A 12,539-nucleotide genomic window follows, 5' to 3' on the forward strand; every position below is an offset into this window, starting at 1 on the left:
TTTCAGTAGACACAGTTACGTTTTCGCCACATCAGATAGCCGAAGTTCTTTCGGGTTACTGGCGGGTTTTTCCCGACCTCCCAGCGCGTGACCGTTCGCCCCAGGGGATGGCACTGCGCGCTGTCGGGGTACATATTCACCATCTGGTACCGCCAGCGCTCCTTGGGAATAATCGGTGACGGGTATTCGTAACAGACCGCGACATCGGCCCCGACGGTCTCCAGGATCTGTCCCTGCCGGTGGAGCTTGTAGGCCATGCGTTCACTCAGCAGCAGCGATGACTGCAGCGGGCTGGATTCGTTGCTGACCCACCCGCTGAAGGGATACATCGAGCCCTGAGAGCCTGCACACCAGAAGAGGATGTCCAGCGGCTTGTTGAATGCGCTGGCAATGGCATCAGCGGCACAGGCGCCCTGGGCAATCGGGTTCGCAAACAAAACGGCCTCGGGGTTCAGAATGGTGGTCAGGCTGCTGTCCACCCAGGTCGGGTCAATTTCAGAGAGGTAGGCGATATCCATATCTCCGCCCTGCAGGCAACCCGCCGACGTGATAATGCTGAGCCAGCTGGTCAGCGGATATTTGTACCAGTGCACGTGATAGAAGGCCCCGTTGACCTGCTTATCATCCTTTTTCGCGGTCCCCATCCCGGTTTTTCCCAGGTTGAGGCTAAACCCGCCCATATTCACCATGCACCCCGGAGAGCGGCTGACATCCGTCAGGGCCATCGGCTCCCAGTAACCTATCGCCATCCCAATACGGTAAAAAATCGGTGGCGGCATGGGGCACGTTTGAACAGGGCTGGCCGGATTAACCGTGTCCGGGCCGCCACCGGCCGCCACAGAGGCACTCCCGATGGACATCGGGAAAATGCACTGCCAGCACACATCGGAAATCGGGTTAACAAAGCGCCCCTCGCAGGACGGGTCGGCAAGGGCATTCAGACTTTGCCCCCACAACAGCACAGTGGTGAAGAAAAGCAGTAAAGGTTTCACGGCAACATCCTTATTGATGAGCGGGGAATGTCTCGATGTTCAGCCGCTCACCAGAGGGCGCCGGGGTAATGCGCGCCGGCACCCTGGTCAGGCCGAACCGTTTTGAAAGCACACCGTTCTGGTCAAAATAAATTCGGGCATCGAGCGCCACTGACGTATCCGGTACGCTCCCTTTCACCAGAATAATTTTGCTTATCAGGGTGTCGGGGACCTGCCGTTTCATCCAGGCGACCTGGTCCGGATCGTCACCGTCGATAAAGTACAGCGTCTGCATAAAGGGGACCGTTTTCAGCGGATTCAGAACGTCGCCTTTGCGCGCGAACACCCGCCCGTTGTGATCTTTCAGGTCCTCAGTCAGCCGGATACTGGGGTCGAACCAGCGCTGTTCATACTTATCCGCTTTCCCTACTCCCTCAACCGGCGCCGGTCGCTGGCTGTTCTCAATCACGCGTCCTTTGAAAGCTTCCATTTCCTGCCCCCATTTCCCCGACTTCTGTAGCGCCTCGAGACGCTGAGTAATGAGCGTCAGCATGTCCTGCTCCTGAACCGGCCATAGATCACCCCAGGTTCCCAGGTCAGCAGCCGGCACGCCCGGGGAAATCAGGCAAAACGCCAGCACGGCAATACCGGTGCGTTTCATTCCCGCGCCCCCTTCATTCGGGTGGCAATGTCGGTCTGGATTTTACGGGTGACATCGGGTGCGCCCTGAACCACGGCCGGTGAAACCAGGATCAGGACATGATTCGTTTTCTGATAGTCGGCCAGGCTCTGCTCCAGCGCATCGTTAAAGCGGTCTGAGAGCGCTTTTGACTGCGCCTCTGACAGCGGCTTCTGGCTGACGCTGTCCATAAAACTGTCCAGCGTCTTCTTCATATCGAAGGCCACCACCCGTGGCGCGGTATGTGCCAGCACCAGACGCGTGATAAAGACGTTGGTCGCCAGAATGGTGCCCATGAGGGCGATAACGGTCAGACTCCGTCGTAAAGTGAAGAATGTCGTTCTTTGCTGCTCAGAGTTGTTGTCCATCAGGCTACGTTCCTTATGTTGTCATGGGCAATGCGGGCTTCCAGGTCAGACATTTCTGCCGGGAAATTCCGGCTGGCCAGCTCGTACACCGCGTCGTGAATGTCCGTTCCCTGCTTTTTGCGACCTTTGATGTACTCGAAATCGGCCCCGCTTGAGGAGTACATTGCGCGGCTGAGGGGATCGACGAACAGACGATGCCAGGATGTATGTGCCTCCACCTGCAGCATGAAGGAGCTGAACCACTGGTCTTTGGCTGACCCAAAGCTGTTAATCATGTCCCGCTGCATTTGCGTAAACTGATCCGGGTAGAGCTGGTTATATTTGGCAAACTCTTTGGCAGACTGCTTAAGGATGACTTTGTATGAGGAGTTACCCCAGGCCGCCCGGGCCGCACTGGATGCGGTGGGTGAGTCGAAATCCACAATATTTTGCGTGATGGTGATATATGACCCCAGGTGGCGGCGCGCGGTACGGTAACCCTTCTCAATAAAGGTGCCGACTTTTTCGTTTTTGAAGTCCAGCAGCCGCCAGCCCTCGTCAATGACGTTCAGTTTCTTCAGGCTTCGGGGGGACTGATACATCCGGTTTTCAATGTAGATAATGAGCGAGAACATGACCGCGACCAGCAGGGAAGGCCGCGATTCAAGACCGCCCAGCTCGAGGACCACCATCCGGGCATCATCGTGCAATGACGGTTCATCGGAGTTGAAGTAATCGCCGTAGATACCATTCACCGTGTACTGGTCGAGCAGAATAATCATCTCGTCCAGGCGGCTGCGAATGGTCGGTGACTCGGCGTACTCCTGACTCTCTTTCGCGGTTTTGAGAAAATCGACCACATCATCGATACGGGCCTTATTACGCTTGCTCAGCCAGGCCGCCTGCACCGCCTGCAGCAGCAGACCTTCATGCACCTCATCCAGGTTGCCGTTCGGGCTCGCCATCACCGACATCTGGTCGCGGATACGCTCAGCCGACAGGTCAAAATTGGCGTCATCAAGAATGTTGGCAAACGGGTTGAATTTCAGTGAGTCACCGTCGAGGTAAACCCCGCCCATGTTCTCGCATAAGGACTTATAGCCGTCGCCCATGTCGAATACCCAGGCAAAACCGCCAGAGTCCAGCACGCTGCGGATCAGTGGCTGAATAAGGCCGGTTTTACCCGCCCCGGAGGTCCCGCAGACCGCCATATTGAAGTTGGTGTTGTTCATCCCCTCATAGAACAGGTCGATGAACGCCAGCTGGTTGCGATAGGTGGGCGCCAGTAATCCGGCAGGCGCTAACGGACTGTCGGCAACAACCGGCAGCAGGTTGGCCACATTGAAGGTTTCTGCCCGCTTGACGACGCCTGCAGCCTGAAGCTCTTTGAAAAGCCCCTCACCGGATTTAAACGGCAGCATGGCCAGATAATTTCGCAGATGGTGGTAACGTGCGGGCAGCAGCTCAAAGCCGCCTTTACGATAGCTGTTGAGGATCTGCTGCTCGGTCGCCAGAGAGGCTTCGGCGTTATCGTCGGTGTAGGCCGTGATATTAAAGAAGTAACTCACCAGAGAGGACTGATTGGTAGCCAGCCGCTGGCGGATGTCCCCCCACTCCTGAACCTCTTTTTCCACTGACGGGAAGTATTTCGCATAAGAGGTTTTGCTTTTTTTCTCCAGATCGAGGTACTTCAGGTTGGCCTCGTTCTGGGTCTTCACCTGGTCCTCCACCATTAACGTCAGCGTGATGACAAACGGGCAGGAGATGGAGAGCTCCGGGTTCAACAGGTTGGCGTAGTTGTCCGCACTGGTCCAGAGGAAGGCGATTTCCGGATCGCGGGCCAGATGATAATTGGTAACACGGGTGACTTTCTCTTTACCGTTCCGGTCCAGCAGACCAATCTTCAGGTGGTTTGCAGTGACCTGCATATCAAAACTGTCATCCACACACTGATAATTCAGGTCCTGGTACGGGTCCAGTTTGTAAGGCTTACGGTACATTTCACCCGGATCAGGGTTCACCTGTTCACGCACGATATCGACCAGGCCCTGGGCATCCAGTATCCGCGTTGGAATTTGCGCACCCTGCAGGGAAGCCCGGATGATTTTTACCTGGTTCTCCAGCTCGACGATCTGTGCTTTCGAATGTTTCTTTCGGGGTACACAGCAGGAGATAAAGACACGGTAGTTACGCAGAGTCAGGGGTAAATCCATCCCCGGAGGCAGGGAGAACTGTGTTTCAGCCGCCCGAAGATAATAGGCGCGGGTAATGGCATTAAACTTTTTGGCCTCTTTACCGCTCCAGCTGAACTCCCGTAACCCATACTCAATATCGTCCCCGACCAGCTTGCTCGAGATAAGATTAATGGTCACCGGAACACCGCGGGGAATTTTGGTTCTCAGCAGGTTTTCCAGCGAGGCCACGATATGTGCGTTAGCGCCCGGTAAAGGTCGGGCCTCAAACATAAAACCGACGGTTTTGGCATTAATAAACAGTCCGGTCGCAGAGTCATAATCCTTATAGGGCAAAACCCGGCTGAACTGTGGGAAATTCATGCTGCCCAGCATGTCGTTGGCTTTGGCAGATTCGTCGGGCAATTTAAACGCAGACACCAGCGAATTCACGGCCTGAGCAACGGTATCCATCAGGTTATTACTCATGCGAGCGTTCCTTAATGAGGGTGTTAATTAACCATCTAAAGTAGAAAACAGATTATCGTGAAAATATCAGCATTAACGGTTTAATCACCGCAGGAGAAGGTAAGCAGGCATAAAAAACAGCAATAACATGGAGGCCCCCAGTTGCCAGAAGAAAATAACGTCCCACAAAAGCGCCCCCTTCCATAAACAGATAAGAAGCGTAAGAACTAACGCAGCCACATGAAAACCAACAATAGACCAAAAGAGTACTGCTGAGATTTCACTACCACTGTCTTTAATTCGTAAACAAGCAAGATAGAACACCAGTAAGCCACAGATAATAAACACACCGTCATGACGAATGCTCTGAATGAAATCAGGCGTGTACTCTCCCGCCAGTCCGTTATAAGTAAACCTGACTACCAGATAAACAAGCCAGTAGATAACAGGGACAAACAAAGACCCGTATTTTGTAACAAACCCCATTGTCATCACCCCTTTCATTTATTTATACCGTTGAGAGTTTTTAGTTGTTTTTCGTGCAGATTAATTTCCTCGTCCCTCTCCGTACATTCTGATGCGAGGTTGCGTGCATCACGGATTGTCAGAGGTTTACTGTTGGAGCGGTCCGACGGGGTCAGCGCGTTAAGGAATTCTTCGGCTGCACAGGGCGTTTCCCTCGAAATCATTAACAGTTCATCATCTGTTGCTATATGGTCCGGCGGCATAATATATTTATTAAAGATTCCACCACCCACGATGGTTAAAACCAACACTAAAATAGCAAGTACAAATAAATCAATCTTATCCATTTTGTTTTACCTTCATACAACGCCACTAGTCATTGCAAGCAAACCTGGTGACCTTAAAGGTCCGGATTGTTCTTCCAGGCATCAGGTTTTAAAGCCTGTTTAAACGCTTCTTTTGCGCAGGGGGTTTCTTGTGAAATAGCGGTCAGTTGCTCAGGAGTTGCAGGTAATCCTTCAAGGTAATCACTGCAACAAAAATAAAAAAAACACCGCAACCGGGATACCACAAAATACAAATAAAAGGGTGAGCTTTAAAAACATTACCTTCATCTATTTTTAGCCTGATACAATTTCCACTGGCGGATATACTTATCATACTGAAGCACCGGTGCATTAATGATGACACCGGCGCATTCCAGTTTATTCACTGGTTCGGTAAACGTGCCTGTCGGGATGTTCACCTCCAGGAGCTTGCAGTCATTCTTCCAGTGTCTCCCGGCTTCGAGCTCATCCATCGTGAATGCCCCTCTGGTAAAGACGACAACCGTGACAAACGCAGCCAACGTTATAAGCACACTAAAGATAAATGTATTACCTCTGTTGACTCGCAGATTAATTTTTTTAGGGATGATAAACATGGCCAGTGCCACGATAAACCCGGCAAAGATAAGAAATAAGCATACACCATTTAGCCAGGCAATATTAACACCGTCGATATAGTAAGCAGTCATTTCCCACCCCGGTGTATAGAGTCCATCGCATCGTTCAAAGACTCACTGGTTTTGATTTCAATGCAGTACCAGAGTCTGATGCAAATAAAATGATATTCTTTCACTATCGTCTCAATCGAGATTATTGAAATTGCATGACTTCCAATCCATTCATTCATATCAGCAGTGGCTTGCGTTTCATCACGAGAGATAAAGAATGAACTCTCTTTACCGCCAGGAAAGTCTATAAAGTTAATCATCCTGTATCACTCCTGATTTTTGGATTTGTCATAAGCAGATATGGCCATGTCGTACCTGTCCGTCGCGACATTAACAACAATATCTGAACAATCCAGTCGGTTAATGTTACTGGTTAAAAAGCCGGTAGGAATATCAACCTCCTTCAGGGTGCAGTCAGGCAACAAAAGAAGTTTAAAACGTTATCATTACCCATAATGCTCTCCAGAAGAAAAAACACGCTACCGCCCATCCCTTTCAACGCACAGGGCACTCGTTTTAAATCCGGTATTAATTCAGTATTCACAGCGCCATTAACGGCGCTGCTAATTAGTTAATGCGGGGCTGGCCCCACGCCGATGGTGTAACAACAAATACAACCGTTGTGGGCTGGTGATAGACATCCTCAGAATCAACGTAAGGCGCTATCCATAATGATGCTGTTTGCTCACCCTTTCTTAGCGGCCTTGGATAATTACCGGGTACCGTAGACGGAGAGGTATAGGTACCAACACTAACCGGCCTGATATATACCGGAGCAGTCCGGGTTCTCAGGACGTCATCATGATTGACCGGTACCGTATTCAGGAACCCGGATTTATTGCTCACCGTCACAGCGGGCGCAGTATTTCGCACCGGTTTAATGACTGGCTGCGGCGGCAGCGGGTATGAGTTTGGCGAAGACGTCCTGAAATTTCCGTCAGCCAGTCGTGGCAACCCTGCCGCAGCCGGCTTTGCTGATGCGTGTTCCTCCAGGGCTTTTGCTTTCTCATTCGCCTGCTCCATCGTCATACAGGTATCGGATGTTGTGGCATTACATTCAAAATCGGACTCTGTGCCCGCGCACCCGGTTAAGAGCAAAGCGCTGCCCAGAGGAATTAACAGTATTAATTCCTTCATGTATTCCCCTTTATATTCCTGGTGGGTTATTTATGGTGATTAACCCTTGTTGATGCCCTGACTTACTGACCTGAGTTTTCGCCCCCCGACATTGCTCCCGGCGAGAACTGATGCGGGTCCAGCTTGCCCAGTTTCTTCAGCATCTCATCGGTATTAAAACCATTCAGGTTCCCGCCGGATTGCTGTGACCTGCTCTCAGGTTGTTCGGGTTGCTGCTGGTTCTGTGCCTGCTGTTGTCCATTTTTCTCCGCTTCAAGCTCCTCAATAGTTTTCAGCTGGAAACCGTCCTGAAACACTATGGTGACTTCGTTGCCCGCGCCGATCGGGATCACCGCGTGATACTGCTCAGCGCGTTTGATGTAGTAATCGCCTAACGTCTGTGCAGCTTTCGATGATCCGCCGCCAATCCCCATTTTCAGGACATCACCGGCGCCAACGGAGGCTGTGGCACCCAGACCAACAGCTGGCTGCGAAGCTCGCTCAATCCCCTGACCAATCCCGTCAATAAACCCAGCCCCCCAGGCCCAGCCGAGGATTTTTCCGTTACGCATCACCACTTCCCCTTTTATGCCGTTTTTGCCCATAAAGGACACATGACCCTTAATGGGTTGGTCGATAGTTTTGTCGCCTTTGATACAGCTGATATTGCGGGTGCGAACGATGGCGCGCTCACTCGATACGTCACCCCAGGCTTCGAGGCCGACAAAGCAACCAGTCAGGTCATAGGTTTTGCTGTTCGGCATTTCCACATGCCCAATAATTCTCAGCGACATCGGTACGGTTGATTCATTCCCGGTAACGGAAGCGTTGGCATCGGCACCTTCGATCAGCTTGCTTTTGGCAAAGCTGCCTGACGGAATGTAGGGCAGTGACTTCGTTTTCTTACCGCGGTCATAGCTGAACGTTTTGCGCTGTATCTGGTTCGGTACCGGTACGGACTGATAGCTAACCTGTGGAGCCTGCACGGTGCCATTGCCAGGATAGAACGCTGTTGGCGGAGGGACTGCCCCACCAGGTTGAGGGGGGAAATTTGCCGGCTGCGGCTCCCCTTCCGGTCCCGGAGGCGGCGAGGGTGGCGAAGGCGCAGGCTCGCCGCCAGACACGGCTGGTTTCACGCCCAGCGTCTTAAGTTGCTCCTGCATGGCCACATTTTCATTGCTGAGTTTGTCGATACGGATCTGGTCTGCGCTGCGCGCTTTACTGAGCAAATCCACTTCCCCCTGCAGAGCGCCAAAGCGCTTATTCAGATCTGCTGCAGTGGCCTGCATTTCCGTAGTCGCATGTTGCTCCACCTTACTGTTGAACTGACTGTCCACCACCCCGGTCATGTCCGGCGCCGGTTCACCCTGTATGGGGGCTTCTTCTTCTGAACTCAGATTCAGATCGGACAGATACATCCCGCCGGCAATCGCACATGCACCACCGACAAGAATGAGGACCAGCCAGAGATACTGTTTACGTTTGATTAGCGTATTAAAGTTGGCCATCAACGTGACTCCTCTGCCGTGGTGACCCAGACCTGCATGCGACCACCGCCAACCAGCTGGCTCGCGGAGCCACTGAGCATGATGGCGCGAGTTCCCGCCTGCCAGAAATCGCTTTCCCGGATGTTTCGCGCCGACAGCGTTACATTTTCAACGTTGTACAGAACAACTTTTAGATGGTGACCGGTCCAGACCCGGGCCGCCGTGGCGCGAAGGCCGGCAGGCACGGATAACACTTCTGATGTGACAGGGATGGACTGGTATTCATCAGGGATCTGACCCTGGCGAACAGCGCGGTTCAGCGAAACAAGAACGCTTTCATACGGGTTGGATTCCTCCCATGATTTAGCCGGCCCGGGCGTGCCAATGAGCTCGGATACCAGCTGGATAGTCCGGCCCACTCCGGCACGCGGCACCGCACGGATAGAAAAGTTGAGGCCGCGCTCTGTTTCCACAATAAACGTGAATGGTTTCTTGCTGACCGTAGCAAGGATCGCCCCGCCACTGTCGGTCTGCTCCTGGTTCGTCAGCCCGCCATCCAGACTGTTAATGGCGGTGATCCGGTCTCCTGGTACCGTGAAGAGGTTTGGGTCTGTGTTGCTGACAGCGATGTTTGCCTGTCCGCCGTTGGCCAGGGGTACAACAGTCGGTGCCAGCGTACCGCTGAGGGTAGCCGATATCGCAGGTAGCGAAAAAAACAGGCAACCGGAGATAAATAACGGGTTAATTTTTTTCATTATTTATTTCTCCAAAACGCGCCAGCCAGCTGACACCATCAACACGATTAAACTGCAGGACGTAACTTTTAATTTCACTGTAGGGCGCAGAATCCCCTATCCAGGTTTTCAGTTCTCCACGGTAATCCACCCGATTTTCTGCCGGATACGCACGAACAGACGTCATATAAAAAGTGGAGTTCACGTTATTGTCTTTTATCCGCTTCGCATCTTCAGCCAGCTGGACCTTAAGACTGTTCTGTGAGGCAGGTAATACATACCGGAGCAGTTGTTGATGCTGGGCGTCGACCGTTTCCGGCGTGACATTCAGACGTAATGCAATAAAGCTCATGCCCAGTTGTTCAAGATAAGAAGCGTCCGCCTGATTCTGAGAAACAGCGAAAGGCGCATTGAACAGCATGGGAGTAACCGCCACCTTCTGTTCGTTCTGAAGGCGGTAGTTATTAATCCCCAGAATGATATTGGTAGACAGACTGAGAAGAAGGACTGTCCCCATACAGATATATCCCAGCGCAATGACACGCGAGGTGCTGAGTCGGGCGCCATGTTCCATGTGTTATTCCCCACTGTTTTATTTAATCCACTGCCGGAAACAGGAGTCCGGGATATCGTGAAAAAATCCTTTAAGAAGGGATGTCGGCAGATACCAGTAAATAAGGTCGCGCAACCAGGTACTGCCCCGCCCTTTTTTGAGTTTCTTAATACCCCAGAAAACCAGTACCGCTGCAGCTATACCAAAGAGGAACTTACTGGTCCAGAAACCCCAGCCGAGGCAAATGACGGCCGGGATAAGCTCATCGAGATATAAACCAAACCAGCGGGACTGGTTTGTCAGTGTTTCCGGGAAACGGTATTTCTTTAATTCGTCTCCCGTCATCACCTTTATCCTGTTAGTAACCTGCGACCGACATACCGACGGTAATAAAGGTCGAAATGATGGCGAAGCCGAACAGGAACTTCACGTTTTTGGTCATCATATACATGATGCCGCCCGCGATAACTTCAGCCAGAACAACCCATTTGACCACGCTGGAAGACTTACCGAAGGTGCCTTTCACGGTGGTATCACCGGATTTCATCAGGTCTGTTGCGGTAGTGGTGGCCATAGCAACGTCCGGGAAGAACGACGCCAGAACTGCCAACGGCAGCGCAGCCTTGGTCACTTTCAGCGCTGTCTTTTTATTGAAAACGCGTGACAGAAAAGACGGTTTGGTTTCTTCAGAGAAAGCATTTCCCTGAACACTTAATACAGCATTCATGATTATTTCCTTATCTAATGATGGTTTAAGATAAATTAACTGCTAGTTCATTCTTTACTCTCTGTTACTTCCCTCCTGATAATGTCTACTTCAGAACTATAGAAATCCGGAAACTTCTCCAGATGTTGTTTGAGACGAAGATACACCTCGAGTGTTTTAGAGCGACCACTTCTGTTTTTCGCCTGAATTAACAATCTATTTGTATCTTTATCAAAACGAAGGAAGAGTTTTTTGGACCTTTTTTCCTTCGTACATAATAAATTCTGCACATCGTACAGCTCAGGTTGTTTTCTTAGGTGATCATCTACTCGCAATTGTACTTCGGTACCTTTTACTCTCCCGCTGCGTAGTGTTGCTAACACCAATTTTTGGTAGGTATCTTCATCGCAACTAAAAACAACAGCACTACCTGTAGCGGTACGATTAACAAGTCGTTTCACAATAGGGCCTCAATAACAAAAGCTATATTAATTGTTCCCTACTTCTTTTCAAAAAACAACTGGAAAGATGTCACCCTTTTATTTACAAGTTATTAACATTCTTTATTATTATATTTTTAACCCCTTTCATTATGGGCACAGCCAATTCACTCAGGTGAACTATTAAAAAGGCATCATCTCTGTTGCTAATTTTCAACTTCTTAAGTATTTCACTCACGGCATTTCTCGAAGAAGCATATTTACAGCCCATGATTTGAGATATCAAATTATGACTAGCACCTCCAGAATACAAACCTAAAAAATCGAATTCAGTCCTCGACAATTCCTTGACGTTTTTCATAAATTGAATAATGTCATTATGCATAGGTAAATCTTTGATTATCTTTTCATTGGTATTTAGCGATCTACCAAATTTCCATAGATAATAAACCTCCCCACTCTGCTGAATTTTCTCCAGTGTGAAATCAAACTGCTTATCATTCATATATACACATTTCTCTATATGAAAGTCGGCGTCTTCACCGCGCAAGATGAGCTCAATTTCACGGAGATGAAGGAAATCATCTACTCCGAAATGCGCCTCCCAGTATTTATCTGAAACGGGTCCGTTTCCAAACTCCGTTAAAAAAGCAGGATTGAATGCTGGGAAAAAACCATCATGGGTATGAATGCACGCAGGGAAGGAATAGTTCATGATAAGCATCTGAAGAGAAGATGCCAGGGATTGACGGCAGGTGTCTTTTTCTTTACGATCCATCGGATACATAGCGGCCTCCTTGTTAGGTCTCTATGGGCAGTAGGTATGAGAAGGTGAAGTCTTCTCATACCTGCGATAATCAAATTTTAAGTTAAATTAAATCTTATAAAATGATAATAAACCAATTATCTCTTAATGTCACCAATAGAGCACAGATCATTATTCTATTTATTAAATATAAAATAGAATAATTCATTAAGACTCTTCGGACTCAACCTCAGGGAAGTATGTTCGCAAAACTTCCTGCACATCCTCCTGAATGTTCTGAACCATACTTTTCCATTGCCATCTTGGGTCATCTTTTACATGGGGACTCAAACACTCCATACCCAGAACTTTGTTTATCGAAAACTGAGTTTTAACTACGTACTCAAGTAAAGCTTTATTGAAGGCCATCTGATTAAAACCTGATTCTTTTCTTTCCATCTGGGCTTCATAGACACGCAACCCCAACTCTATCAGCATTGAACTGATACTTGAAAAATTGACGTCTTTATCTTTTGCACCTTCAACACGGCGGCTTTCAATTATAGCGTTAATTTTTTCAACAACTTGGTCGCTTATATAAACCTGAACCCTTGGCATAGCCTCTCCCTACTATAAGTGTCAAATCATGATAGTGTATATAGT

At 49.8% G+C, this 12,539-nt stretch carries 17 protein-coding genes; all 17 read right to left on the reverse strand.

Annotated elements, in window-relative coordinates; translation table 11 throughout:
• Window positions 1–2 precede the first annotated feature (2 nt).
• Window positions 3–980: a conjugal transfer pilus assembly protein TraU gene (gene traU / locus GO007_RS24870; protein ID WP_157349379.1), complete on the reverse strand. Its 978-nt coding sequence runs from the start codon at window positions 978–980 to the stop codon at window positions 3–5.
• Between the two features lie 22 nt (window positions 981–1,002).
• Window positions 1,003–1,632, reverse strand: coding sequence for a type-F conjugative transfer system protein TraW (gene traW / locus GO007_RS24875; protein WP_095104629.1), 630 nt, complete (start codon window positions 1,630–1,632; stop codon window positions 1,003–1,005).
• Window positions 1,629–2,018 carry a type-F conjugative transfer system protein TrbI gene (gene trbI, locus GO007_RS24880; protein WP_095104631.1) on the reverse strand — a complete coding sequence of 130 codons (390 nt, stop codon included), beginning with the start codon at window positions 2,016–2,018 and terminating at the stop codon, window positions 1,629–1,631. Before trbI ends, traW begins: the two co-directional genes overlap by 4 nt.
• Window positions 2,018–4,657, reverse strand: a complete 2,640-nt coding sequence (gene traC, locus GO007_RS24885) for a type IV secretion system protein TraC (protein ID WP_095104633.1) — start codon at window positions 4,655–4,657, stop codon at window positions 2,018–2,020. The genes trbI and traC overlap by 1 nt, the downstream gene beginning before the upstream one ends.
• A gap of 84 nt (window positions 4,658–4,741) precedes the next feature.
• Window positions 4,742–5,140 carry a hypothetical protein gene (locus tag GO007_RS24890; protein ID WP_223261826.1) on the reverse strand — a complete coding sequence of 133 codons (399 nt, stop codon included), beginning with the start codon at window positions 5,138–5,140 and terminating at the stop codon, window positions 4,742–4,744.
• Window positions 5,137–5,448 (reverse strand): hypothetical protein, encoded by a 312-nt coding sequence (locus GO007_RS24895; protein WP_095104635.1) that lies wholly within the window; start codon window positions 5,446–5,448, stop codon window positions 5,137–5,139. The genes GO007_RS24890 and GO007_RS24895 overlap by 4 nt, the downstream gene beginning before the upstream one ends.
• 263 nt (window positions 5,449–5,711) lie before the next feature.
• Window positions 5,712–6,116, reverse strand: coding sequence for a hypothetical protein (locus GO007_RS24900; protein WP_095104637.1), 405 nt, complete (start codon window positions 6,114–6,116; stop codon window positions 5,712–5,714).
• A complete protein-coding gene (locus GO007_RS24905) occupies window positions 6,113–6,355 on the reverse strand; it encodes a hypothetical protein (RefSeq protein ID WP_095104639.1) in 243 nt (80 codons plus the stop codon). Before GO007_RS24905 ends, GO007_RS24900 begins: the two co-directional genes overlap by 4 nt.
• A 307-nt stretch (window positions 6,356–6,662) precedes the next feature.
• Window positions 6,663–7,232 carry a type IV conjugative transfer system lipoprotein TraV gene (traV, locus tag GO007_RS24910; protein WP_095104641.1) on the reverse strand — a complete coding sequence of 190 codons (570 nt, stop codon included), beginning with the start codon at window positions 7,230–7,232 and terminating at the stop codon, window positions 6,663–6,665.
• A 62-nt stretch (window positions 7,233–7,294) separates the two neighbouring features.
• Window positions 7,295–8,719: an F-type conjugal transfer pilus assembly protein TraB gene (traB, locus tag GO007_RS24915; RefSeq protein WP_095104643.1), complete on the reverse strand. Its 1,425-nt coding sequence runs from the start codon at window positions 8,717–8,719 to the stop codon at window positions 7,295–7,297.
• Window positions 8,719–9,453: a type-F conjugative transfer system secretin TraK gene (gene traK, locus GO007_RS24920; protein WP_095104645.1), complete on the reverse strand. Its 735-nt coding sequence runs from the start codon at window positions 9,451–9,453 to the stop codon at window positions 8,719–8,721. Before traK ends, traB begins: the two co-directional genes overlap by 1 nt.
• Window positions 9,440–10,006 carry a type IV conjugative transfer system protein TraE gene (traE, locus tag GO007_RS24925; protein WP_032744110.1) on the reverse strand — a complete coding sequence of 189 codons (567 nt, stop codon included), beginning with the start codon at window positions 10,004–10,006 and terminating at the stop codon, window positions 9,440–9,442. Before traE ends, traK begins: the two co-directional genes overlap by 14 nt.
• An 18-nt stretch (window positions 10,007–10,024) precedes the next feature.
• Complete coding sequence (traL, locus tag GO007_RS24930) at window positions 10,025–10,330, reverse strand: type IV conjugative transfer system protein TraL (RefSeq protein WP_032744112.1); 306 nt, start codon at window positions 10,328–10,330, stop codon at window positions 10,025–10,027.
• Window positions 10,331–10,343: 13 nt separating this feature from the next.
• A complete protein-coding gene (traA, locus tag GO007_RS24935) occupies window positions 10,344–10,712 on the reverse strand; it encodes a type IV conjugative transfer system pilin TraA (protein WP_095104647.1) in 369 nt (122 codons plus the stop codon).
• Between the two features lie 47 nt (window positions 10,713–10,759).
• Complete coding sequence (locus GO007_RS29635) at window positions 10,760–11,152, reverse strand: TraY domain-containing protein (RefSeq protein WP_095104649.1); 393 nt, start codon at window positions 11,150–11,152, stop codon at window positions 10,760–10,762.
• 82 nt (window positions 11,153–11,234) lie between these two features.
• A complete protein-coding gene (locus tag GO007_RS24945) occupies window positions 11,235–11,918 on the reverse strand; it encodes a LuxR C-terminal-related transcriptional regulator (protein WP_095104651.1) in 684 nt (227 codons plus the stop codon).
• A gap of 186 nt (window positions 11,919–12,104) precedes the next feature.
• Window positions 12,105–12,494: a conjugal transfer relaxosome DNA-binding protein TraM gene (gene traM, locus GO007_RS24950; RefSeq protein ID WP_095104653.1), complete on the reverse strand. Its 390-nt coding sequence runs from the start codon at window positions 12,492–12,494 to the stop codon at window positions 12,105–12,107.
• Between the last annotated feature and the right edge of the window lie 45 nt (window positions 12,495–12,539).

It is taken from the genome of Klebsiella sp. 10-1 (genome assembly GCF_009758445.1).
GTDB classification, from domain to species: Bacteria; Pseudomonadota; Gammaproteobacteria; order Enterobacterales; family Enterobacteriaceae; genus Klebsiella; species Klebsiella scottii.